This window comes from Methylomonas fluvii (genome assembly GCF_014850975.1).
Classification (GTDB): Bacteria; Pseudomonadota; Gammaproteobacteria; order Methylococcales; family Methylomonadaceae; genus Methylomonas; species Methylomonas fluvii.
Window position 1 is genome coordinate 87,548 of the sequence record NZ_JACXST010000002.1, and the last position, 25,827, is coordinate 113,374.

Here is a 25,827-nt window from a genome sequence, read left to right on the forward strand (position 1 = left end):
TTTAAGCAAGCAGTTTCTGCCGAAACACTTCATACAACAATACGCCAGCCGCCACCGATACGTTCAGGCTTTCCACCTGCCCGGCCATCGGGATTTTCACCAGAAAATCGCAATGCTGACGGGTCAAATGGCGCATGCCGGTGCCTTCCGTGCCCATCACCACCGCCAGAGGCATATCCAGTTTCATCTGAAACACGGTTTGCTCAGCTTCGCCGGCCGCGCCCATGATCCAGATATTCTGCTCTTTCAACCAGCGCAGCACTCTGGCCAGATTGGTGACTTGATATACCGGCACCGTTTCCGCTGCGCCGCTGGCTACTTTACAAACCGTCGGCGTGATACCGGCAGCGTTGTCTTTAGTGACGATCACGCCATGCGCGCCCACGGCATCCGCGGTGCGCAAACAAGCGCCGAGATTATGCGGATCTTGCACTTGATCCAAAACCAGATAAAACGGGGTCTGGGTTAGCGCTTCGACGTCTTGTTTGAGCTGGTCTTCGCTGCGCATCGCCGGCAATTCCACGGCCACCACAATGCCTTGGTGATTTTTGCCGTCGGCCATCTTTTCCAGCTTTTTGCGCTCGGTTTTTTCCGGATTGATACCCAGCTTGACGAGATCGTCTATCACTTGCTTCAGGCGCACATCCTGGCGTTGGCTATCCACCCAGGCACGGCGAATTTTTTGCGGTGAATAATCCAGCGCGGCTTGTACCGCGTGAATGCCAAACAATTGGGTTAAATTCATGAGCGACGGCGTCTTTTGGCTTTTGGCTTGTTTGGGGCTTTTTTATCTTTATCCGATTTGGCAGCTTTACCGTTCGCTTCGGCTTTTTTGCGGCCCGAAGAAGATTTGGTTTTGGCGATTTTTTTACCCGTCTGTAGCAACTCAAAATCGATTTTCTTGTCGTCCAGATTAACCCGCACCACGCGAATTTTAACCATATCGCCCAAGCGGTAACGCACGCCCGTGCGCTCGCCGTACAACTGATGCTTACTGGCGTCGAAGGCAAAATAATCCTGTACCAGGGAGGCGATGTGCACCAAGCCTTCCACGTAAATCGATTGCAATTCAACGAAAAAGCCGAAACCGGTCACAGCGGAAATCAAACCGTCGAACTCTTCGCCGATCTTGTCCATCATGTACTCGCATTTCAGCCAGCTCACCACATCGCGGGTCGCGTCGTCGGCGCGGCGCTCGTTCGCCGAACAATGCTCACCCAACAACACCATGTCAGGATGCGTGTAATAAAAACTATCCGGCGATTTGCCGGCCAGACAATGGCGAATCGCTCTATGCACCAACAAATCCGGGTAGCGGCGTATCGGCGAGGTGAAATGTGCGTAGGCATCGAGCGCCAAACCGAAATGGCCTTTGGTTTCCGGGCTGTAAACGGCTTGCGACATGGAACGCAACAAAATGGTCTGAATCAAATGCGCGTCGGGACGCTCCTTTACCGACTCCAACAGATGCATGTAATCCAATGGCGTGGGTTGCGCCTTACCACCCAGAAACAAGCCCAGCTCGCCCAAGAAGGTTTTCAGCGCCAGTAATTTTTCGGGGCCCGGGCCATCGTGGATCCGCAGCAGACGCGGCATTTTTTTCTTATTTAGAAACTTCGCCGCCGCCGTGTTGGTGGTGATCATAAATTCTTCGATCAACTTGTGGGCATCGTTGCGCTGCAAAGGCACGATTTCAGCGATTTTACGCTCGGGCCCGAAGACGATTTTGGTCTCCTGGGTGTCGAAATCCATCGCCCCGCGCAACTCGCGCTGATTGCGCATCACTTTATACAAGCCGTATAAAGTCTGTAGATGCGGCAACAAAGCGGCGTATTTTTTTGCCAGCTTCTGATCCTCATCCACCAGTATTTTTGCTACTTCGGTATAGGTCAAACGGGCATGAGAGCGCATGACGGCTTCAAAAAACCGCGAACGCAGGACATTCCCTTCTTCGTTGATCAGTAACTCGCAGACCATGCATAAACGATCCACTTCCGGGTTCAACGAACACAAGCCGTTGGACAGTATCTCCGGAAGCATCGGAATGACTTTTTCCGGAAAATATACCGAAGTACTGCGGTTTTTGGCTTCGGCATCCAGGGCTGTATCAACTTTTACGTAGTGCGAGACATCGGCAATCGCCACCAACAGCTTCCAGCCTTTTGGAGTTTTTTGCGCGTAGACGGCATCGTCGAAATCGCGGGCATCTTCGCCGTCTATCGTGACCAAGGGCAACTTGCGAATATCTTCCCTGCCCTGCTTGGCGGACTCCGGCACTTGCGGTGTGAGTTCCTTGATTTCTTCCAGTAATGGGTCCGGCCACTGATTAGGCAAATCGTGCGAGCGAATCGCCATTTCGATTTCCATGCCCGGCGCCATATGCGCGCCCAGCACTTCAGTGATGCGGCCCAAGGGCTGACAATGCTGGCTTGGTTGCTGAATGATTTCCGCCACCACAATCTGGCCTTGCTTGGCATGACCGACGTCTTCCTTGGCAATCAACACTTCGTGGGCAATTTTTTTGTTATCCGGCACCACATAAGCCACGCGGCCCTCGGTAAAAAACCGGCCGACCACTTGATGCGTATTGCGTTCGCTGATTTCAATCACTGCCGCTTCACGGCGACCGCGTCTATCAATGCCAGCCACGCGCGCGATGACTCGGTCGTTGGGCATCAGCGGCTTCATTTCCCGCGGCGACAAAAACAGGTCTTCGCTACCGTCGTCGGGCTTCAAAAAACCGAAACCTTCCGGATGTCCAAGCACCCGCCCGGCGATAGTATTGCCCCCGGAGCCCAGGCAATATTTTTGCCGGCTGTTAAAACTTAGCTGGCCGTCGCGCTCCATGGCACGCAGCCTGCGGCGCAACGCCTCCAGGGCATCGGGCGTTTCCAGGGCAAATTGTTGGGCGATTTGTTGGCGGCGTAGCGGCTTGCCGGCTTCTTGAATAAGCTGGAGGATCAGCTCGCGACTGGGTATGGGGTTCTCGTATTTTTCGGCCTCACGCTGGGCGTGCGGATCGACGAGTGCGTTAAAATCAGATGTCTGATCGGTATTTGATGTCATTGAATCTGTTTGCTGGGTTCTGCCGCCTATTCCCTGTCGGAACCGGCCGGCAATCGTCTTTGTTATATAAAATCATAGCCTTTCTTCTTGTTCTGCGTGGGAATGACGTCGTCCAGAATACGCCGGCATTCGAACTGCCAATAGCCCAAGCCGATATTTCTGCGGCCGTTCAAAATAATGGGAAAATTCTCATGCCCCATAAACATTCGCAATAAATCGCCGTCTTTCAAGCGAAAAGAATCCATGATGATAAAGCTTTTTTCGCCTTCGCTATCTCTTGTGCCATAGATTAAGGCTTTCTTACGCTCCGCATCGGTATCCGCCTCGAGCGCCTGATAAGCCACCGGGAAAGCTTGGGCAGCGATGACCATTACCTCAAATATCAGCTTGGAATCCTGCTTGGGGAGCAGTATTTTGCACACCACGCCGAGCGAACGTTGTTGCGGCATCGCGTCTATCTTGCGGAAACTCACCAAGCTGCCGATAGACAGTACGCCTTCCTTGTGGAAATTACAGGACAAGGCGCGCTCAGAGTCAGTCTCGGCCCGTATTTCCAGACCGGTTTCCAAACCAAGTCTACCGGTTTCCAATAGATCATAGGTCGTTTCCAAACCAATAGCCACATATCTATCCAGCCGATCAGCAAAATATACCGTCCCTTGCGGCTCCTTCCCTTGCCAGCGCTGCATCAGATAGTCGAACAGTTCCGCGGATAGCTTTTGATGATTATTCTTATCGATCTCCAGCGAACTAAAGCGGGCTTCCTCCTTGCTGCACAATTTGTCCGCCTGCTTGATTACTTTACCCAATTTAGTCAGATTCAGGTAAAGCATGGCCGAGTCCGACCTACGATCAGTCTGTGTGCCACTGAGCAAAAAAGCCGGCGGCAGGTCTTCGTCCATTAAAATAGCGCACTGCACGGCTTGTTCGGCTACCGGTTTGGTTTCGATTTGCAGAAAATCGCTGATTTTCTCGAGAAACTCATAAACCAGTTGAAACTCTTTCTGCATCAAGCCGGATGGATAAGCCAAACTTAACAGCAATATTTGTTTATAGCTGTCTTCGACTGACGACAGTTTACTGAATATACCGCCCTGGTCGGCCACCTTGGAGCCCGCCTTATCCAGCTTCACGGCGAGTTTATACAACGAGTGCAAATCGATCCAGATCCAATCCGGCACCGGATAGCTCATCATGTAATGACTTATCACGATGCGGCTCAAGCCCCGGATAGTCCGCTGTATCCCCAGCGCGGTGGATTTACCTTGCAACCAACCAATTTCCCGGCGGGTCAAATCCTTTACCACGCTCCAATAGCCGATGGTAAATTGTCTTTCGATTGCGCAGGCCAAGCCGAATATTTTTTTTTCGCTTTCGCCCTTTGGGAAACCGAACTTGATCAGCCGCGAGCGCAGATAATCGTCGATCAGGTAAAAGCTGTCTCTGAGCAACTCCAATGCATGCAAGCGTTTCGCCGCCGGCATTTCCACCGAAATCAATTCGCCTAACAACTCGTAAAACAGCCGGGCAGCCAGACCCGGATTGGCCGTCGGCAGTTCCGCAATCCATTGCCTTAGCGCATCGTCAGTAAACGACGCCGATAATTGGGGATCATTTTTTTGCTGGGGTATGACCAGAAAAAACGAGTTTTTCACAAAAAATCCATTATTAATGAACGTGTTGGGAATCGCTCACTATTCAGGATGACACCCCAATAGGCGACAAGACCAAAGGCACGCTGCGTTGCTAAGCCATCAACCATCGCCTAGAACAACCCTTCGTCGTCTATCATCAAATTTTGCAAGGCATTCACATCCTTTCTGAGTTGCTTCCTTGCCAATAACTTGGTTTGCACACGTTCAGGAAGCTCGGTAAAAATCAATACCTGATTGGCCACCAGTAAATCCACCAAGTCGTCTATGACCCTGACCATATCGTTATCGGTGGCCGACAAGGCTTCCCTTGCCTTATCACTTGGGACCTGCTGCAAAAATACCGCTACTTCCGGGTGATCGACATCGAGCCACTCGTCGCCGCTGTCGCGCAGTTGCACAATTGCTCCCGCCTGATCTCGGACTACAAACGGCACAGGTCACCTACCATCGACATAATCAGCAAAATATCGGACCTTATCGGTAAGCACCGGCAACGCAAAAACCGATCATCTAGGTGAGATAGTCAAAGCGCCCAGCGTCACGCCAATGTCTATACCGCGGCCCTTGCCGGACAGTGCCAAAGAAATTTCGCCGCGGGTTAACAGTTGCCCGTCTATGGATTTGGTGGCGCCGGCATGCCCTTCAAAAGCCACAAAGCTGCCGTAAATTTCATTCAGATTTCTAACTTCGGAAAACACCCCGGTACCCTCGATTTCCGATTTACCGATGGTAAAACCTATACTCTTCGAAGCCAGTGCGACTTGCGCCCGCTGTCCGTTACTACAACTGATGTTGCCCAGGCCATCGTATTGCTTATACACAAATGACCAACCGCTCAGCTTGTAAGTCATCGTGCAGGATGTTAACGATTGCGCGGCTGCCGGAGACACGAAAAACAGTCCGCTTAGGCTTAGCGCCAACAGCGGAATAAATCGAAAAAACTGGGTTGTCATAGAATCTCCATTTTTATAAAACTTTAAATACAAATCGATGCGCCACTATCGCTGCGTAAACCCCATTATATTACAAACAGTGTAAGCTTCCGTTTACTGTGAAACGCTCAACGATAGCACCGACTTAATCCCATCGGCTGTTTCGGCCTGATTCAACTCGGTCGCCATTAGATACAGCCTGTCTTTGCTGATCCCGCCGGGGTCGGCCAGATACTGCGCGATATGGTTGGCTCTGGCAATCGCCAGATCGTTAAGTCGCTGCGGATCGGGTGGAAAAATGCCTTCCAGCTTCTGTTGCGCCAACGGGTAAAAGTCGGCGTCCGGATTACTCTTGATCCGCGGCTTGCCCAATAAGGATCTATCCATCTCCAGAGGGAAGACTTCGCCAAAAAACTTGGCCAGCAAGCGCTTGTAGTCATCGTCGGACAATTCAATGTATTCGTGCCGAACTTTCTCCCCCTTGTCGCGCAACTCGCCGGACTTCATTTTTTTCAAGACATCCTTTACCGCTTCAAAACGCATCGCCGGCCAATCCATGTTTTGATAGGCAATTCCTTTGATTTCCAGGGTTAATTCGGGTTTGCTGAGCAAGGCTTTGTTAAGCTGATCCAGTTTGGCGGATTCTTCGACAGCTAATTCAGCACTGCCCGGTGCGAAAGCCACCGCACTAAAATCCTTATCGTCATCCAATAACGAACCCAGCGCTTTGAAAGGCGACATCGCCACTTTAGAGACCAGATTAACCAACACATCCGCCAGCAAAGAACCAATACTGAATTTCGGATCTTCCAGACTGCCGGTGATTGGAAAATCCAGATTAATTTTGCCGTCCGCATCTTTCAGCAAGGCAATCGCCAAATGCAAAGGCAAGGACACCGCATTCGGATTTTCCACGTGCTCACCCAAGGTCAGCTGATCGATAAGCAATTTGTTCTGCACTGCCAACTGTGCCTGCTTGATGGTGTAGCGCAAATCCAGCGCCATTTGGCCTTTTTCAATCCGGTAGCCGGCAAACTCAGCCATATAAGGCGTAATCAACGGCAAAGGCATGTTGGTAAAATTTAGGGCAATGTCCGAATCACCCGTATCGAATTGATATTTGCCCTTGATACCGACCGAGGCCATCTCGTAAACCTTGCCTTTTAAAGCCAACTTGGCCTCGGCATCTTTGTCCGACGAAAACCCGCTGACTTCGCCGTTGAGGCTGTTCATGGCCGCTACGAACGGCAAAATCAAGGAGTAGTCGGAGAAATCCGATTTACCCTCTTTCAGTTCGATTTTACCGATACTGACCCGCGGCTCGGCGGTTTTGCCGGCCGCCTGTTTGGCTGGAGGTTTAGCTGCCGGCGCTGGTTTTGTGGGCGTTTGCGGCAGCATCAGATCGTCGATATTGGTTTTACCATCCTTTTTGATATTAAACCGCAGATAAGGACGATCAAACATTACCTTGGCAAATTTGAAATCCTGTTTCGCCAAATCAATGTCTATCCCCGCCACCTCCAGATTGGACCATTTCAAGAAATCCACGTTTTTGAGCTGATCCCGAGTCACCAAACCTTCTAAATTGGCGTCGCCTTGGAAGGTGAGTTGCAGTTGCTCGGCCACCGCTAATTGCAGATTGCCCTTCCCACTGAAGTCGCCATCCACCAATTCGAGTTTTAGAAAGGGATCCAGATAAGGTTGGAACACTTTCAGGTTAATATCGTGAATATCCAGCGCCCAAGAGCCCGCAAAAGGCTGCAAACTCATCTCGCCGTCCACTTTCAACCCGCCGGTATTATTGAACTTACTGCTCAACTGCACCGGCAATTTGCCACCGTCCTGGGTGCTAAATTTTTGCAACTTGCCACTCAACTCGCTCAGTTGCAGCTCCAGCGGCTTCGGCAGACTGTAATCGGTAAAATGAATGTTGTAGTTGTCTAATGCCAACTCATCCACTTTAACCAGCCAGGGCTTACTCTGCTCAGCAACCGCCGGCGTTGCCGGTGGCTCAGTACCGTCAGGTGCGGCGGGCTCTCCGGCAAACAAGGCCTGGTAATTGACAATACCATCCGCTTGCAACCATGCGCTAATCGCCGCATCGCTGCTGGATACCGAACCAATCTCAACTTGCTGCTGATTAACATCGACATTAATGCCGTTGACCGCCAAGACAGGCACACTAACTAACGGCTTACCATGATTGTTCTCAGTAATTTCCAGCTGCTTGATCTCGACCTTGCCGTTGCTTATTTTTGTCAGCATCCCATCCGCTGCTTGGGCAAGCGTGTAATCGACTTGCAAACCGAGCAGACCGTTGACGATTTCCACCGGCAGGATTGCTTGCAAAAATAATTGCCAGCTTCTGGCCAGGCCTATGTTTTCCAACTGCAGATGACCCTTTGAAGCCAGCGGCGCAATCGAGAAATCCCCATGCCATTGGATAGTGCCGCCCGATTCCAAACCCACACTCAATTCACCCAGCGCACTGCTTGCCGCCTGAGTGCTGAATTCGTTGAGTGTTAGATTAAGCGGCAACAGGTTTTCCGATAGCACTGGACCGCTGGTAGCGTCCTGCCAACCTATTCGTCCTTCTTTGATAGCGATTTGATGAACCAACAGCGCCAAGCTGTCGCCGCCACTGTCTTTTGTGTCCGGCTGCGACAGTGATTGCTTGGCTTTTATATCCGCAAAATTGAATGCGCCGTCGGCACGACGTTCGATATTGACTTGCGGGTCCTGCAACTCGATGGCATCTAAAACCACACCGCCTAGCTTTGCCGATTCCACTGCGTCTAAATCGACAAATAGACGCCCGAAACCTACCAGGTCTTTGCCGTCTTTCGCCGCCAGGGCAAAGCCTTCCAATGTCAGAGTAAATTTGAACGGGTTAAAGCGAATCGCCGAAATCCGGACTGGCTGTCCGGTTTCTTCCTGAATTAAAGCCGGTAGCTTTTTTAAGGCCAGTGCCGGCACTAGGTAAAACCCCAATAAGGCGTAGAGCGCCAAAAGCGCAATAAGCCCCAATCCCGCGATCAAGCCCTTTTTTCGATTCATTGTCACCACCACACGCTGTAAATTAGTGCAGCTTATTCAACAAATCGGCATCTATCCGGCATCCGCCGAGATCCGGATAATCGGCTAGGTTTTGTTCGAAATCTCGAAAGGACGGATGTTGAAAAGCCAGGCGGGCAATCTTGCCTTGCACTAACTCAAATTCCAAAGCCCCGCCTTTTTCACGTGGGCTACCGGGTTTGGTGACAAACAGCATGATGCCGATATTCGCCATCGGCTGACCTTGATCCTGAGCGGGACGCGCGCAGCTATAAGTCTCGACATTGAGCCCACTAAACACACCCGCCAGCTGAGCGGCGTTGATCAGCACACCTTCGTCGGCAACCGTCGCTACTTGCAGTAGCGCTTCCAAACCAAAGTTGCCCAAGTGGTTTTGCAGTAGCACCGTGCCGTTCCCGCCTTTTTCGGTATTCAACAAAGGGTATAACTGCCGGGCAGCTTCGTCTTTGTTGGGGTTTTGCAAAGCCGACAAAAACTGCCGCGCCGCGGATTGAATCGGATTGATGACGCCTTCTTTTTTCTGCCGGGAGTTGGTCAGCGCTTCCCAATCCTGCTCGGTATTAACCGCCAGTTTCATACTCTTCATCACGGCGTAGTCTTCGCTCGCCAGACAGCCGGCGAAATCCTTAGCCCGGTATTGTTCCAGCAACTTAGGACGGATTTCGTCGGTCATGGCCCGCTGCGCGGAGATATTGAAGTTTTTCCAATCCGGCGAGGTTTTGCTCAGGAAATAATACAACACCGCATTACGATCAAATTTATTGAAGCCCAAATCCTTCATAGCCAGCTTCAAGCGCCGACATTGGCTTTCCACATCCGGGTAGTTTTGCCAGTCCGGTTGCAGATTGGGTTTCGCGGCCGGGTCAACTTGATCGATCAGCTGCCGCAAACTGACTTCGCCATTGGCCGTTTGAATCGGTATCCGCCACAATTCATCAAGTGACAAATCATGCGCGTCGGGCGGCAGGTCACCCAAAGTTTTCAGCAGTAATGAGGAGACTATTTCCGGGTATACCCGCAATTCGCCCAGCAGTTTGCTCTCGGAAGACCAGGCACTCAAGCCGCCTTCGACCACTTCATAAACGCCCAGACGGATTTGATTGAAACTACTGCTGTCGCCCGCAAGTACCACACTGGCTGGCAAAGAATGCGTCTCGGAACTGTATTTACCGTTACCGGAAGCACCGGCAGCCGGCGTTTTGGCAACCACTTGCGGATTGCTCTCCACCCAGTTGCCGGCTAGTTTGCCCATCACCGCCATACCCGCGCCGACGCCGGTGAATGCGAACAAACTGCTAGCGGCATTCACGTCGTTGATCAACTGGGAAAGATTGGCTTCGTGGCTGTTACTGGTCAGAAAATTGTATTCGATCAGGGTGTCTTTGCTGGAATCGAGCCGTAACCAAGGGGTCAGATAGGATTTTTTGGTTTCCAGTTTGAAATTGCATTTGCCGGTCGTGGCTTGATACAAAAAGCCGCTGGCTTCGCGCTTCAGTTTTAACGCATCGTTATGCACACTGAATACCAGCGCCGCGGACAAGTCACCGTTTTCGTAATGACCACCGACATCGCTACAACCGCCTTTCAGGGCGTTATCCCCTTTGAAATCAAAGTCCGAAACCAATTGTACATAGTAGTCATCGCCACTCACTGTGGTTTGACCGCGTAGCGGCTTGATCGGCAAAGACTCGGTTTTGGGATAATCGACGGCAATTTGCCGGGTTGTGGCGCAACCGGCCAGCAAACCGCTGGTTAGCAATGCAGTAGTCAGGACTGAAAAACAACGTATCGACATTAAATATCCTATGGTGTCGCGAAACCCAGGCAGGCATGTGCCCGATGCAGTATCGTTTAAATGTAGAATCGAGTTCTTAGGCGCCACTTAATCGTGGCGCGATAAAATTTATCGTAAGGCATCTTGATGCCGCGGATAGACGCTATTCAAGCACTAATTCCATGCAAGTTAGCCGGGAATGATAAATTGAAGTGTGTTTTGTGGCTATTGTTTTGTTCGACGCGGCAATAGCGCTTAAAGCGCGTCCTGTTTGAAGCGATGGATTTGCCGGCGTTGTTTTTTGTTGGGTTTATGCTCGCGCTCTGACGGATGCAGCAAGGCTTGCTGCTGCTTGTGCAACTCGATTTGTTTAAGCCGCTTATCGATACTGGCTTGGTCTTCGCTGTAAAGCGCCACGGCCTCTTTAGCGGGACGGCGTTGATTATTCAGATCGGTTACCGTAAGTTCCCAAGTGTATTGGTCTTTGGTGACGCTGATCAAATCGCCGACTTTCACTTCCTTGCCCGGCTTGCAGCGCTGGCCATTGACGTGCACTTTGCCGCCGCTAACCGCATCGCCGGCCAGACCGCGCGTCTTAAAAAAACGCGCGGCCCACAGCCACTTATCGATGCGGACGTGATTTAACTCACTCAACGCTTAAACCGCTCTCCGTCCAGGCTTTAAAACCGCCCGCCATGCTGACCGCCCCACTATAACCCAGTTGATTCAAGACCTGGGTAGCTAGCGCCGAACGTCCGCCAGTCTGGCAATAAACCACTATATCCGCCTGTTGCTGGCCTTGAAAATCCGGATGGCTATCGATCTTGAACTCCAGCAGGCCGCGAGGAATATTGACGGCCCCCGGCAAATGTCCGGCGGCGTACTCGGCTGGCTCACGCACATCCAGCAATAAACTGCTCAAGCGCGTTTGCGCAGTCACCACGTCGATTTCGGTAATCTGTTGTTTGGCGGCAGCCACTAGTTCTTGGGCAGTAAGGCTCATAAAAATTCTCCAGTCGTAAACGGAATCAAGCTTCCATGTGTTTTTTCAATTCTTTCGGAATCGAGAATACCACTTTTTCTTCTATACCTTTGTTTTCACGAACCTGGGTGGTTTCGCCGCCCCACTCTTTAAGTTGATTAATGACTTCCTGTACCAACACTTCTGGCGCGGACGCACCGGCAGTCACTCCCACTACGTTGATACCTTCCAGCCACTCTTGTTTCAAATCCTTATAGGTATCGATCAAAAACGCCTGCTTACCCAGCTGTTCGGCGATTTCCCGCAAGCGGTTGGAGTTGGAGCTGTTGGGCGAACCCACCACCAAAATCAGATCGGAAATCTTTGCCAAATCATGGACTGCGTCCTGGCGGTTTTGGGTGGCGTAGCAAATATCGTCTTTTTTCTGTTCCTTGATCGACGGAAATTGTTCACGCAATGCGTCGACCATTATTTTGGTGTCGGTCATAGACAATGTGGTCTGGGTGACATAAGCCAAGTTATCCGGATTATTGACCCTCAGATTTTTTACATCATCCGGAGTTTCAACCAGATAAATGTCGCCATGCTCAGTGCACTTGTCGTACTGCCCCATAGTTCCTTCAACCTCAGGATGGCCGGCATGGCCGATCAGAATCACTTCTCTATCCTGTTTGGCATGTTTGGCCACTTGCATGTGTACTTTGGTTACCAAGGGACAAGTTGCGTCGAACACCGTTAACTTGCGCTCTTCGGCTTCTTTTTGGACCTGTTTGGACACACCGTGAGCACTAAAAATCAGGTAGGACCCCACCGGCACGTCACTGAGTTCTTCGATAAAAATCGCGCCTTTTTCCTTCAAGCCATCGACTACCGTACGGTTATGCACCACTTCGTGCCGCACATAAATTGGTGCACCGAAGGTATCGATCGCTTGATCGACAATTTCAATAGCCCGGTCTACGCCGGCACAGAATCCACGAGGGTTAGCGAGTACGATTTGCATATTCTTGAGTATTTTACTTGGTTAAGACAAAACGATTTTAATCCAATTTTGTTTCCGAGACGATAATTCCGTCGCTATCGGCGTACAGATAGTGATCTTTTTTGAAGTTGACGCCGGCAAAAGTGATCATCGAATCCCGGTGACCATGCCCGTGCTTACTGCTACAGAGCGGATGGGTGTTCAAAGCCACGACACCAATCGGCATTTTGTTGATGGCTTCTGAGCCGCGGATACTGCCGTACACGACGATACCCTGCCAGCCATTTTCGACTGCCAAAGCTGTTAAGGTGTCCCCCAGCAAGGCGCAACGCTTTGAGCCGCCGCCGTCGATCACCAGCACCCGCTCAGTGACTTTTTCTTCCAGCACACTCCGCACCAAAGTGTTGTCCTCGAACACTTTTAAAGTCGTAATTTGCCCGCTGAACTGGCTTTTACCGCCGAAATACCGAAACAAAGGCTCGGCAATTTGAAAATTTTCTTGGGCGGAAAAACGGTCACATAAAGCGCCGGTCAAAAATGACATATAGCCTCCAAAGGCTAGTAATAACGCGCCAGCAATCCGTACTGGCAATCAGCATCGGGCAGCGGAATTTTCACTTCATAACCGCCCCCTGACGCTTCCTGCATGGGCTGGCCGTATTTATCGACCATATTCTCCACGGTTATATCCCGATTGCCGTGCGGCAGGATCAATTCCAGCTTGTCGCCCAGCGAAAATTTGTTCTTGACGCTAATGTCAGCCCAACCCGTTTCGGTATCGTAATGGGTAATTTCCCCGCAAAATTGCTGCTGATGGCTTTTGGAATAACCGGACAGGTAGTTTTGATGCTCATGGGTATGGTGGCGCTGATAAAAACCGTCTGTATAACCGCGATTCGCCAAGTTATCCAGAATACCCAACAACTCGGGTTGGAACGGCCGCCCCGCCAACGCATCGTCTATTGCCTGCCGATAGGTTTGTGCGGTGCGCGCCACGTAAAAATGCGATTTGGTACGGCCTTCGATCTTTAGACTATCGATACCGATTTCCACCAAGCGCTGCACATGCTCTATCGCGCGCAAGTCTTTAGAGTTCATGATATACGTGCCGTTTTCGTCTTCCATCACCGGCAAAAGCTCACCCGGACGGCCTTCTTCTTCCAGGAAATAGATGTTGTCTGCCAAGGGATGTCGATCAGCGCCGCCGCAACTGGCGGTATTTAGTCCCTGGTTTAGATCATTCATAGAGATGACCGCACTATCGGCCAACAAATAATCGCCTTCCGCATTTTCCACCGCCGGCTTGGTATCGTATTTCCAGCGGCAGGAATTGGTGCAGGTACCTTGATTCGGGTCTCGATGATTGAAGTAACCAGATAACAGGCAACGACCGGAATAAGCTATACACAACGCGCCATGCACGAATACTTCCAGTTCCATATCCGGACATTGCTGGCGAATCTCGGCAATCTCGTCCAGCGACAACTCGCGTGACAGAATCACTCGCTCTACGCCCATGCTTTTCCAGAATCTTACGCTGGCATAGTTGACGGTATTGGCTTGCACCGACAAATGAATCGGCATCTCCGGCCATTGCTCACGGGTCATCATGATCAAACCCGGATCGGCCATGATCAGCGCATCAGGCTTCATAGCAATGATGGGCTCAATATCTTTAATGAAGGTTTTAATCTTGGCGTTATGCGGAATGACGTTGGCAGCCAAAAAGAATTTTTTGCCAAGCTGATGCGCTTCGGCAATACCTTTGGCTAAGTTGTCTGCCATAAAATCGTTGTTGCGCACCCGTAGACTGTAGCGCGGCTGCCCGGCGTAGACGGCGTCAGCGCCGAACGCGAACGCGTAACGCATGTTTCGTATGGTGCCGGCGGGGGAGAGAAGTTCGATGTGTTTCATGTCTGTACTAAAAAATGAGCTGACAGGCATTCTAGCAAATTATCGCCCGCGTCAGGGTATCGCAAGCATTGGCCAAAGAACCACTAAAAATCTCGGCCGGAACGAATGCCGAATTACTTAACGGGGACAGTCGGTCTATTGAAAAACTGCGGCATCCGGGAAAGAACTTTACGCAAAATAAACATCGGCATTCGCACGGGCAGATTATTCTTTCGGCAAGCGTAATAAGCCTCTATGTTTCCTTTGATAATGCCGATCAGACTATTATTGGAAATACCGCCGGTCCGCATTTTTATCCAGATTTTGGGAATATAGACTGCCTTAACCTTATTCACGGCTAGAAATCGCATAGTCAACTCAAAGTCTGCTTGTCTGGAAAATTGTAAATCGAATCCACCCAACTGCTCATAGAGACCGCGACGCACGAAAAAAGTCGGATGCGCCGGCATCCAACCTTTTTCGAATAAACCGCTACGATAGTTACAAGAAGTCCAATATCGAACAATTTTTGAGGCATCATATCTGTCGACATACAACAAATCTGCGTAGCAAACGTCTACAGTAGGGTCAGAAAATATCTCGGCGACTTGGGATAATATAGTGTCATCCGCATACACATCGTCAGCGTTCAGGGTACCTATCACATCACCGGACGCCAGAAAAATACCTTTATTCATAGCATCGTAAATACCTTGATCAGGTTCGGAAATAAACTTGGCCAGATGCTGACCGTATTTACGCACCATATCGACGGTGCCATCGGTTGAGCCGCCATCGATTACGATGTGCTCGATGTTATTAAAATCCTGCCTCGATACTGACTGCAAGTTATCGTGAATAAACTCCGCCGCATTATAAGATACGGTGACAATTGATATTTTCATTAGACCTGAGATAAATACTTAAGAATCTTGAAACAATTAATAGTCGCCTCCACCGCTAACCAACAGAACTGCTCCGTACGCGAATAAGGCGAACTTTATCAATCCTTAATAAAGGCAATTGCTCATAACCAGAACGCTAACGCCTAATAAATTTGCCTAACCGTACCCAAACAAAAGCACAACCGCGTCTGAAGTCGCCAGTTAACACTCTCCCGATAAAAACCGATATGGCACCGTAAATTATTGCCAATCCTTTCGGCAGCTTAAAAATTGGCGCGACAAAACAATGAAAAGTCCAATGCTGAGAAAATCTGGCGTTAAACCGTGAATAGGCAACGCTCAAATCTTCAGTTCCCTGCAACCGCAGCCTTAACACGTAGTATGGATAGTAGCCTATCAGCATATCCGATTCGAGTTTATACTTAGTATCTACAGATAATCCACTATCAATATATTTATCAACAATAGCGCCAAACTTATCAACGAACACGTCGGAAAACGAGTACCCGCCGCTATTATTACGCTTATAAGCCACCAAATAACTGTCTACATATAGATTAACGGGCGCCTTTAAAGCGGCACTATAAATTAAATCAATGTGTACCAGATTGGTTCCACAGTAATCGTTAGCATCGACACCTTGCAAATAATCCTTGGATATTATATTTACGGAAATCAACGTTGAAAACTTACCTAACTTGATAATAAACTCGTTTGAGTTTGCGAATTCGTACAACTTCTCGCCACCGCCAGGGTATTCAGCCCTAAAGTCAAAGTCGTAACCATATGCTCTAACTGACACCACGCCATAACTTTTACGCGCCAGTAAACTTTCCAGATGTTTTAAAGAGCCATCTATGAGTAAGTCATCATCGCCAAAAATTAAAACGTATTGTCCCGCCGCCTGATTAAAGCATTGTGCAATATTTAGATCCGGACCGATGTTCTCCGAATTTCTTATATATCGTATTGGAAGGTCTTTGTTTAAGAACTGGTCAATACAATCTTTAGTATTATCGCTGGAACAGTTGTCGGATACTAAAATCTCTACAGGGTGAGTTAATTCACCAAGCTGAGATACAATTTGTTCGATATTCTTAACCAAATAATCTGCTCTATTCCAAGTTGGAATCGCAATAGTTAGCAAGGGCCTAGTGTGTTTATTCATATTTTTATTATATTATCGCGTGCCACTTTTTACGAAGCATTACCCACATCACCAGCGATGTCGGAAAACCGAACCCAACATTCACTAGAAACAAAACCAGCACAATACCCGCCGAACCCCAACTCGGCGCCAGCCAAACCGAGCCACCGACGGTCAACAAGGCTCCTGACAACGACAACCAAAGAAAGGGCTCCTTGCGGTGCGCCCTGAGATAGATAGCTAACAATCCGGAAATATGGGCAAACAAAATTGCACCGATCAACACGGCGGTTTCCCAAAAAGGTAAAAACCGTACGCCATACGCCGTGTAATCGGCCGCATAGCGAATCAAAACAAAAAACACCGCCCCCAGGACAAATACCGCAAGTGAGCGTTTAAAACCCTTTTTGAATTCCTTGTCCAGTAAATCCCAATCCTGTTGGCCGGCAGCTTTGGCTAACACGGGGATTCGGCTCGTCATCCAAGCTAAACTTAACAAACCCAACATATTGCAAACGGTCATGGTGACGCCCATTTGTCCTGCAACCACGGCATTCTGAGTCTGAAACAATAGCGGAGTATGCATCTGAGTTAAAAAATATCCGCAGAGCCAACTGATTCCCAAGCGCCATTGCATCGGCCAAAGCTCTCGCCACCAGCCGAAGTCTCCGGAAATCCCAAACAAAGCTGACGCCCATAGTTTCGGATAGCGAAGTAGCGCCCATACCAAGGCAATCAAGGCGGCCGATGCGGGCATCATAGCGACCGCATAAAGACCGCCCCCCTCAATTAGAGTGAACCAAATGGCGATAGCGCCAACAATACCTTGCATCAAGCGCAGCGAATAGACCTCCACGACTTTACCGCTGCCTTCCACTATAGCCAAAACGGGCAATAAGGCCAAACCTACAGCCGTGCTAACAACCAGAACCAACCAAGGTTGTTGCCAGGCTAAATCCGACTCCTGGGGCCGATGACTAAAGAAATACAAACCACCCGGATAAACTAATAAAAACAGCAGCCCTGAAACACCATACCAATACAACGCTTTTTTAGTCAGTGCCAGATAGCGGCCAACATTGTTACCAACGACAGCCCCATGAGGCAACCAATTCAATTCGGCAAATTCATGCGCCGCCTGCTGCACCAGTATGGTAGATAGGCCCATATCCAATAACGCCTGCAAGCCGGCGAGACTGGCAAAGGTGTAGTAGTAGCCCTGTTCAGCGGGAGATAAATATCGTGCAATGCAAAATAGCGTAATCAGGCCAGCACCAGCCTGCCAACCCCGTTGCGCTAAAACTGCTAACGTTTTCTTATCGACCTGCATATAGTTTTGCCTCGGGTTCCCTGCATCCAATGAATGGATTGGCTAGTTATAAATTCAATTCGGCAAAAAAATCAAAGCCTGGATCGATCAATAGTTAAAGTTCGCTCGGGTAAATTAAAAAGCTTACGATAAAATCGGCGTAAGCCTCCGGCCAAAAAACCGGGCATTAGACAATAAGCCAGAAATACCATAAATATACGACCACGCCAGCCATCGCCATAAGCCATCATAGACAACAAATAATTAAATTGATTGATGCCTTGGGCTTTGTAATTTAATGCGACTTTAAGCAACCACAAACTGCCGTTCTTGCTACGTCTATCCCTTGTCATATACCGGGTAATTTCCCCAATAAATTTTATACGGAGCTTTTTGTCCTGCAAAAATCGACTGGTCCTAAACCAGCCTGCATACCATTCCAAATCGCCAAAATAATATCCGGGAGCTGTATTTGGCGTATGTGTCATTAAATCACTTTTAGTACTGTAGACTGTAAGAGGTTTCTCCTGCATCGAGAGCATCGTAGATACCAATTGCGGATATGCGTCACCTATATTCATATATGCAGAGGGCAAATGGGCCGATGCAACGCTGCGACGAATAATGGTTGCGGAAATCATGCTGATACTGGCGAAAAACAATTGCTCATTATAAGCCAGATCCAGCGCTGGAATAGATTTACCTTTACTACAACCTTCAACAAGCCATCCCAAGCGAATAATATCGGCATTTTGAGATTTTAACACCTCAATCAATTCATCAATAAATTGCAAATGCCAGTCATCGTCGTCACCTATAATCCAGCAATATTCAGAATCCGTTATCTCTATGGCGCGTAATATATTACCGTTACCACCGATGTTGTATTTATTTTTTTGGTACTTCAGATTAGGCCAAACGTTCTGAAATTTCACCACCACATCCTTTGTGTTATCAGTAGAGGCATTATCTAAGATATATAGCTGAACTCCTGTCAGACCAGCTTCGACAAATTTCTGCAGCGTTAAATCCAAGCAATTGCCACGGTTATACGTAATAAGGACCGGTGCCAGTAGTTGGTTATTCCATTTAGTAGATGAATTCATTATTTATTTTTAACATCTTAATTATTTAAAAACAGAAGCATTACGGTATTAAATAGAACTTCTTTAAATCACCTTTAGAAATGCAACACACATCCCCTGCTTTTTTAACAAGATCTGAGTAAGGGGATATAATTGAGCTGCAATTGGCCACCAAACCATCTGAATCTACTTTTGAAAAAAACTGACGTATAGACTTATCGTCATTTCCAATCCATACATAAGTAATTGCCATTGGCCATTTACTCTTCTGGAAGAAAAAATAGGAGTTATCATCAACTATAATTTTTTTACCCTGAACGGGATCAATGCTACATACTTGTGAAGCTAAGATTAAGTCAGAACGTGATTTGACCGCATCATATTTAGCTATTGAAACGCCAGGACCGACGTATCCATCCATAAACTCAGACAAATATCTTGAGATAAAGATTGCTTGAGAAAACAATGCTACCAAACCCAAATATACAACGACCACGCTCATTCTAAACTTCAAAAAAATTCCAGAAAAATTCTCACCTAAAAAGAAAATTAGGATTATTAAAAGCATCGAATAAACATACCCTGCATCGTACCAATTTTTTGGCAGATTAAACACGCCCCCTATAAAAACGCACCAAAATATAACCAACAATACAAAATTAACAGTAACAAATCGCCGACTTGAAATGTCTTTCCAATATTGATATGGAATTAAAAATAATAGCGTAAAAAAAACCACTGAAACATTTAACCATATAAAAATATTTATACAGTTCTCTTCGACTGCAAGAGGCAAACTAGGCAAATAGTCAACATCTGTCTTCTCTTGAAATCCAAGCTGATATAAATACTTATGGAACATACTCAAACTTCTAAACGCCATGCCAAAAAACTGGCTTGGATCATGGATTAAAAGCCCAGGATCAATAGAAAAGCTTTTAAGCATATTTTGAAATGCAGGAGTTTCATCGCATTGAAACGCATACTTAAATGCAATGAAATTCTGTACAACATGCATTACCAACAGCAGTATTGCAAACAGAAAAATTAATCGGGACTTGAAGCGACGAAATAATTGCCATCCAACTACAAAAAAAAACGGAGCTAGGAACAAACCTTTTGGATGCCCATACAGAATAAGGGAAACAGCAACAAAAAATAGAAAAACCAAACCCAGTAATTTTCTCAAAGCATATTTTTGATCAAGACTTTGATTCAAAATAAAAATATATATAAGTAAAATAACCGACGGAAATATAAGCTGCTCACCTCGATTTATTACCAAAAAAAATGGGAAAACCCCAATGGAAAAAAACGATATGATAAAACCTAAAATACGCAAATCTTGAGAAAAGCTAAGTACATGGGATCCATTTTGTACAAGCTTTTGCTTTACCTTCAACTTTAGATAAAAAGCCAACCATGAAACCCACAGAAACGCCACTAATATACCGACTTTTCTTAAGGCGGGCGGATCCGTAACCCAGCCATGTATAAGCCAATTTATTAAGCCGGGCAAATACATTGCTGCAGGTATAGATTGAAAAAATGTAGCAACGCACGTAGGAGCACCGCTAATTTTATAGGGATAATCGTAGGGAAGGCGTGAAAGCCAAAATCTAATCTGAACTTCGTCAGGATATATTGGAAAAAAATACGTAGTGACTAGCGTTATGCAAAATACGAGAGCTAAAGCAAGGTATATATATGCAGGCCAATCAGCACGTCTAAAATATTTTACGACCTTATAGCTTACCGGAATAACTTGATCTTTAACTGTATAGACTTTAACCAAAAATATCAATAAACCGGCCAAAGCGATAAAGTAAAATGCATATAGGATTTTAGTGCCGGGAAAAGTGCCTATTTTTATAGAAACGTCTTCTATTCGTCCTCGAAAATATCTGGAATTATCGAACCCTTGCCCTATTAATATCTGAGAGGTATTCACAGATAGGCTGGAACTCCGATAATCAGCCACACCTAATCCATCCAAATTAGCTTTTACGAAAGAGCCATTCAGCGCCTCTACTTCAAGATCATACCACTGGTCTTTTCTGAGGTTTTCTGTAATTATCAGCCCCTTTATACCATTAGGAGCGGATGAATCATTAACAACAATAGATGCCGTAGTACCAGAGATCTCTAAGCGCACTCCCTGATTGATAGGCGCGGTTTGAAATAAATTTGGGTAGCCATCTGTAGCATTAACGAGAAAACGTAACTTTATGCTGAAATAAGCATTATCGGACGCTTTAAACTCGCCAACCGAAGTAACAGAAGTATCGCCATAAATGTATGGCTTAGCATTTATAGCTTCTAAATGACTCGCAAGAATCGCTACAACCGGAGACTGAGCTCTGAGCCAATTGGGATCCATATGATGAATACACAACGCCATAAGCGCTGAAAGCCATATTACCAACAATATTTTCATAGAAGATGCGCTTGTCTTTACGCAAAAACTTAACGCATTGACCAAAGTTTTGCTGTTGTGAAATTGAAAGCTACGATGAACGGGATCAACGCCATCTGCACGAAAAAAGGATCAGTGCTAGTAGTTTCTACAATATAACCCAGTACCCACATATTCAACAATACGGACAAAACACTAGCCAAGAGAAACTTGAAAAACCTAGCCCTAAATTGAATTTTCTGCTCTGGATTGAAAACCCACATAAAATTCAACGTGTAAGAAAATACCATACCGACACCCCAAGCAGTAAGTAACGAAAGTAAATAATTCACTTTCAACAACTTCAGCATTGAAGTAAATATGAAAAAAGTTAGAACAAAATTCGCACCTCCTACGAGCGTAAATCGTGTAGCCTCGACTCTAAGTTTGCGCATTTTTTAACAGCAGATAGTAAATGGATAGACCGCATGGGTTTTTAAATTTTTTTATTCGTTTTTTTGTGCCACTACCACTAAGGTACCTCCAAAAGGAAGCGAGACACCGGCTTTAATAAGAGCTTCATCTAATCGCATAAAAATATCAAAAATTATATTTAAGAATACGGGAAACTTAACCCTTTTCTCTAGCTCTACTTTATCTGATTTTAGTTGCTTGCATCCTTTATCAAATATTCGAGAAACCAACATCAACGGAAATAGCATAAAAACAAAGGAAGTCGCAAAAATAATGTCAAACCCATTACTTTTTAGTTTGGTCACCAGCTCTTTCCGGGAATATCTACGCTTGTGTTTGACTATTTCATCAAGCCTGCTCCACAAAAACATATGTTGAGGAACAGTAATAATCGCACGCCCTCCTGGGCGGAGTAATCGGTTAATATTTGCCATCGCGACAACATCGTCACCAATATGCTCAAGGACATCAAATGCAATAATTAAATCAAATTGTTGGCCAAGGTTTCCATTTACAATATCAAATTGAATGAAGTCCACATCAGGAAGTTTATTTTTTGCATACAACAACCCACTAATATAAACTTCAGAGCCGGTTATTTCTAGGTTTTCGTTCTCCACAATATGTCGAATAAACCCTCCTGTCCCACAACCAATTTCCAGTAATTTAGTTCGACCCACTATAGCTTGATTATAAACAATAGCTTTAAAAAGCCTATTTCTGGAACGAACCCAAAAGCTGCCTTCCTCATTCTCATCGGTCAGCTCGAACCCACTGTCGGGATAGTCGGCATAGGAACTCATCACTTCTGGGTTAAAGCATTTGACTCCTTCAATTACTGTGTATTTTCCAGCATTGGTCATAGAAACTTATCCCTAACGACATAGTTCGGTCTTTTTCGTACTTCTTCATTGATCCGCCAAACATACTCCCCGATAACACCTAGCATTACCATGATTAATCCTCCTACCAAAAGGATTGCAATCATAATGGGAGCCCAACCCGAAAATGGCGTCTCACCACGCCACCAACTGAAGACAATTGATAGACTATATAGCACTCCAAGCGCTGAGGTTATCACGCCAATCAAGGATATAAACCTTATTGGCAGGTATGAAGCATCTAACACACCATCCAAAAAATTTTTAAGCTTTTTGCCGAAGTTATATTGCGATTTACCAATAGTCCTCTTCAACCGGATATAAGGAATAAAACTCGTTCTATATCCAGTCCAAAGTAAATCGCCTTGAAAAAACCGATGCCGCACGTCAATTGCGTTAAATGCATCCATAACTTTTCTATCCATTAAGACGAAATCAAAACCGCCGGGAGGTATTTGCGGCAATGAAATCCTTAAAACGCCATAAGCCAAACGTGAGAACAATTTTGCAAGCAATGAGTCGGAACGATCTGTACGATAACAAATTACAATTTCAGAACCTTCATGCCATTTATCAACCATCTGCGGAATTAGTTCGACAGGGTCTTGCAGATCGGCTGATATATTAATGACCGCATCGCCGGTAGCCTCCTTGAAACCCGCCAACATAGCCGCCATTTGGCCGAAATTTCTGGTAAAGGTAATAACTTTAACTCGAGTGTCGTGTTTTCTTAAGCTCAACACCTCCTCTAAGGAGCCGTCTTTAGATCCATCGTCCACAAAAACGATTTCGTATTCGTCGTGAATCAGTTGATTTGAAAAAACTGAATTAATTTTTTCATATGTTTTAACAAGAGCCCCTTCATTATGATAGACAGCAACAACGAATGAAATTTTCACTATTTTTGGCCTCGTTCGCACAACAAAAAAATACTCGAACATAAATCCGGATACTGTTGACCTAATTTATAACATGCCTCCAAATACTCTTTAGAAATTATGTCGGTCTGCAATAGGCGATCCCATTGAAAATTTGCCAGCGCTTTGAAGAAAACCCCAGACCGATGAATCACATTAAGGCCTGCTGCAACAGCATCTCGCTCCAAGGTATCCAATGTATAAGTGCATTGATGACCGTGTTCGGCTTCTGATTTAGTAACGGCTGTGTTATGCGAAATTAACCCCATTTTTACAGCAATCTGTCTCGAAGGTGCATTTGCATTAGGGCATACTAGAAAAAGCCGACCATTATCATCCAACCACTCATAATTGATACGTTTCAATAAAAATACAGGATCATCCAAATGTTCCAATACGTGAGTAAGTACAACGTTGTTATAGCGAGAAGGGAGGCTCGCATTCTCAAATAACGAATTAACGAACTTTACACCATTATTCAACTTGAGCTTTGCTTCAGATATAGCCAAATCAGAAGCTTCGACACAGGTTACATCATCAAAATACTCATTCAGTCTTCGAGTAAAATCGCCCTTGAAACTACCAAGCTCAAGTACACTCCCTGAATTAAAAAAAGGCTCAAACGACCGAATCATAAAAGGATGCATAACATCGATATCGAAGCTATATGCATATTTAGAGTCGCCAATATCAATCAACTCTCTATTGTAATCTCTCTCGGAATTCATAATACATTTATTCCCAATAATTAGTTTTTTCCAAGAGATCGCGGTAATCTTTCGAAGTGATACCAACTAATACCTGATCCCAATAACGACCTTTTCGAAAGAAATAATTTCTCCTACGCCCTTCTTCTATCCAGCCCAATCTCTTTCCGCAATATGTAGCAATAGAAAGCTTATTGTATTCAATCATTGATCCATCCAATCGTTCTAAATTGAGCTCATCGAAAGAGTAACGCATTGTAGCCATGATCGCGTCGATAGCATAACCTTTACCACGATAGCTGGATTCTCCAATAACAAGGCCATGCCAGGCATGTCTATTACGCCAATCGATATTAACAATACTGGAAATCCCTATAATCCCAATTTCTGGCACATCAACAACGAAACGCTGATTCAGCCTATCACTTTTTAAATTATGGAACCATGCTTCATGGAAATCTAATGAACTTGGAAAGTGAATTTCGCCGATTCCATCCTGTGTAACAGGATCATTGGCCCATTTCTGAAGCAATTCCAGATCACTCTCTTCTATGGCCCTTAAGGTCAAATGTTTTCCTTTTATGTTCAATTAATTCACCACAGAACGGTATTATTGACAACAGTAAAAAACAAATATTAATTACGCTAAATATCGATTTCCCATCTACCCAGCATAAACTAATATAATATTAGCTCTCATACCTAGCCACACCAAACCCGAAACGACCGAAGTCGTTACCGTTATACAACATATAAATATTACCATCCATTTCGAAAACATGGGGATAGCATAGCATATCCGAATCCCAACCACCTTTTGTCACGTCAATTCCAACATTGTCATCATCCCTAATCCAATTAACCAAATCAGTTGAATATGCATACCCTATTCTATATGCTCTGCTTGTATTGGTTCTAAAATCAGTGGCGTGCCGATAACAAAAAAACATGTGGTATTTATTGTCAAAATGAATAACAGATGGGAGAGCTTGACACTCGTCAAGTAATTTATCTTCTACTAACTGCCTACCCTCTTTACGCCACGAAACTCCGTCTTTAGATGTAGCATGTGCAATTTTATATACACGATCAGGCTCCTTCGCCGACGTCCCTCTAACCCATTTTGTACCATGGATATACCACATATGAAAAGTATCGCCATAAGTAGTAACAAAAGCGTCACCAACTAAAAAAGGCTCATGTAAAGAAGAGGTTAGTACAGGACCTTGTCCAATTTTTTTAAACGTCACACCGTCATCAGTGCTTATAGCCAACCCAATAGATGCGTCCGTCGATACGGATACTTTTCTATTCCAGCCGGTCGTATATCCCAATACTTTATCCTTAACCCTAAAAACGTTCATAGGGAAAATTCCGTGCTCATCAAAGCAGCCCAAACCACCTAGTTCAATTACCGTCGAACTCGATACTGCTATAATTTTCTCAAAATATTTATCCATATCAACAAAAGAAATATGACTCAAATATTTACCATGCCTATCAATTTCTCTTGTTGAAAAATAAATTCTAATATAATTATCAAAGACCAAGGCTTGAGGAGATTGAGCAAACTCGAAACAATTATTAGATAAAGAATGCTCCCTTGGATCGAATATTTTTCCTAATTTTTTCCATTTCATAAGTACAA

General features: G+C 46.2%; 23 protein-coding genes. All 23 read right to left on the reverse strand.

Annotated features, from left to right (window positions below):
- Window position 1 precedes the first annotated feature (1 nt).
- The 23 genes from rlmB to EBB_RS10100 all read right to left on the reverse strand — a co-directional run bounded on the left by rlmB (window position 2) and on the right by EBB_RS10100 (window position 25,819).
- Window positions 2–745, reverse strand: a complete 744-nt coding sequence (gene rlmB / locus EBB_RS09990) for a 23S rRNA (guanosine(2251)-2'-O)-methyltransferase RlmB (protein ID WP_192393740.1) — start codon at window positions 743–745, stop codon at window positions 2–4.
- Window positions 742–3,066, reverse strand: coding sequence for a ribonuclease R (rnr, locus tag EBB_RS09995; RefSeq protein ID WP_192393741.1), 2,325 nt, complete (start codon window positions 3,064–3,066; stop codon window positions 742–744). The genes rlmB and rnr overlap by 4 nt, the downstream gene beginning before the upstream one ends.
- Window positions 3,067–3,128: 62 nt before the next feature.
- Window positions 3,129–4,721, reverse strand: coding sequence for a cyclic-di-GMP receptor FimW-related protein (locus EBB_RS10000; RefSeq protein WP_192393742.1), 1,593 nt, complete (start codon window positions 4,719–4,721; stop codon window positions 3,129–3,131).
- A gap of 110 nt (window positions 4,722–4,831) precedes the next feature.
- On the reverse strand, window positions 4,832–5,155 hold the full coding sequence (locus EBB_RS10005) for a hypothetical protein (protein WP_192393743.1): 324 nt from the start codon (window positions 5,153–5,155) through the stop codon (window positions 4,832–4,834).
- A gap of 72 nt (window positions 5,156–5,227) precedes the next feature.
- Window positions 5,228–5,674 (reverse strand): hypothetical protein, encoded by a 447-nt coding sequence (locus EBB_RS10010; protein WP_192393744.1) that lies wholly within the window; start codon window positions 5,672–5,674, stop codon window positions 5,228–5,230.
- 93 nt (window positions 5,675–5,767) lie between these two features.
- Window positions 5,768–8,710, reverse strand: coding sequence for a DUF748 domain-containing protein (locus EBB_RS10015; RefSeq protein WP_225587377.1), 2,943 nt, complete (start codon window positions 8,708–8,710; stop codon window positions 5,768–5,770).
- 22 nt (window positions 8,711–8,732) lie between these two features.
- Window positions 8,733–10,523, reverse strand: coding sequence for a hypothetical protein (locus EBB_RS10020; RefSeq protein ID WP_192393746.1), 1,791 nt, complete (start codon window positions 10,521–10,523; stop codon window positions 8,733–8,735).
- Between the two features lie 234 nt (window positions 10,524–10,757).
- Window positions 10,758–11,156 (reverse strand): RNA-binding S4 domain-containing protein, encoded by a 399-nt coding sequence (locus tag EBB_RS10025; RefSeq protein ID WP_192393747.1) that lies wholly within the window; start codon window positions 11,154–11,156, stop codon window positions 10,758–10,760.
- Window positions 11,149–11,505, reverse strand: coding sequence for a rhodanese-like domain-containing protein (locus tag EBB_RS10030; RefSeq protein ID WP_192393748.1), 357 nt, complete (start codon window positions 11,503–11,505; stop codon window positions 11,149–11,151). Before EBB_RS10030 ends, EBB_RS10025 begins: the two co-directional genes overlap by 8 nt.
- A gap of 25 nt (window positions 11,506–11,530) precedes the next feature.
- A complete protein-coding gene (ispH, locus tag EBB_RS10035; protein WP_033155221.1) occupies window positions 11,531–12,487 on the reverse strand; it encodes a 4-hydroxy-3-methylbut-2-enyl diphosphate reductase in 957 nt (318 codons plus the stop codon).
- Between the two features lie 37 nt (window positions 12,488–12,524).
- Window positions 12,525–13,010 carry a ribonuclease E activity regulator RraA gene (gene rraA, locus EBB_RS10040; RefSeq protein WP_192393749.1) on the reverse strand — a complete coding sequence of 162 codons (486 nt, stop codon included), beginning with the start codon at window positions 13,008–13,010 and terminating at the stop codon, window positions 12,525–12,527.
- A gap of 14 nt (window positions 13,011–13,024) precedes the next feature.
- The gene (gene trhP, locus EBB_RS10045) at window positions 13,025–14,380 is read right to left on the reverse strand and encodes a prephenate-dependent tRNA uridine(34) hydroxylase TrhP (protein WP_192393750.1); all 1,356 of its coding nucleotides are present in this window, start codon (window positions 14,378–14,380) and stop codon (window positions 13,025–13,027) included.
- Between the two features lie 113 nt (window positions 14,381–14,493).
- Entirely contained in the window at window positions 14,494–15,264 is a 771-nt protein-coding gene (locus EBB_RS10050) for a glycosyltransferase family 2 protein (RefSeq protein ID WP_192393751.1), read from the reverse strand.
- Between the two features lie 136 nt (window positions 15,265–15,400).
- Window positions 15,401–16,432, reverse strand: coding sequence for a glycosyltransferase family 2 protein (locus EBB_RS10055; RefSeq protein ID WP_192393752.1), 1,032 nt, complete (start codon window positions 16,430–16,432; stop codon window positions 15,401–15,403).
- Between the two features lie 7 nt (window positions 16,433–16,439).
- Window positions 16,440–17,741, reverse strand: a complete 1,302-nt coding sequence (locus EBB_RS10060) for a lipopolysaccharide biosynthesis protein (RefSeq protein ID WP_192393753.1) — start codon at window positions 17,739–17,741, stop codon at window positions 16,440–16,442.
- A gap of 71 nt (window positions 17,742–17,812) precedes the next feature.
- A complete protein-coding gene (locus tag EBB_RS10065; protein WP_192393754.1) occupies window positions 17,813–18,826 on the reverse strand; it encodes a glycosyltransferase family 2 protein in 1,014 nt (337 codons plus the stop codon).
- Window positions 18,827–18,866: 40 nt separating this feature from the next.
- On the reverse strand, window positions 18,867–21,242 hold the full coding sequence (locus EBB_RS10070; RefSeq protein WP_192393755.1) for a LamG-like jellyroll fold domain-containing protein: 2,376 nt from the start codon (window positions 21,240–21,242) through the stop codon (window positions 18,867–18,869).
- Window positions 21,243–21,271: 29 nt separating this feature from the next.
- Complete coding sequence (locus tag EBB_RS26685) at window positions 21,272–21,655, reverse strand: GtrA family protein (protein ID WP_192393756.1); 384 nt, start codon at window positions 21,653–21,655, stop codon at window positions 21,272–21,274.
- A gap of 51 nt (window positions 21,656–21,706) precedes the next feature.
- Window positions 21,707–22,537 (reverse strand): class I SAM-dependent methyltransferase, encoded by an 831-nt coding sequence (locus EBB_RS10080; protein WP_192393757.1) that lies wholly within the window; start codon window positions 22,535–22,537, stop codon window positions 21,707–21,709.
- Window positions 22,534–23,454, reverse strand: coding sequence for a glycosyltransferase family 2 protein (locus EBB_RS10085; RefSeq protein ID WP_192393758.1), 921 nt, complete (start codon window positions 23,452–23,454; stop codon window positions 22,534–22,536). The genes EBB_RS10080 and EBB_RS10085 overlap by 4 nt, the downstream gene beginning before the upstream one ends.
- Window positions 23,454–24,200, reverse strand: a complete 747-nt coding sequence (locus tag EBB_RS10090) for a class I SAM-dependent methyltransferase (RefSeq protein WP_192393759.1) — start codon at window positions 24,198–24,200, stop codon at window positions 23,454–23,456. Before EBB_RS10090 ends, EBB_RS10085 begins: the two co-directional genes overlap by 1 nt.
- A gap of 7 nt (window positions 24,201–24,207) precedes the next feature.
- Window positions 24,208–24,768, reverse strand: a complete 561-nt coding sequence (locus EBB_RS10095) for a GNAT family N-acetyltransferase (protein WP_192393760.1) — start codon at window positions 24,766–24,768, stop codon at window positions 24,208–24,210.
- A gap of 100 nt (window positions 24,769–24,868) precedes the next feature.
- Window positions 24,869–25,819, reverse strand: a complete 951-nt coding sequence (locus EBB_RS10100; RefSeq protein WP_192393761.1) for a glycoside hydrolase family protein — start codon at window positions 25,817–25,819, stop codon at window positions 24,869–24,871.
- Window positions 25,820–25,827 lie beyond the last annotated feature (8 nt).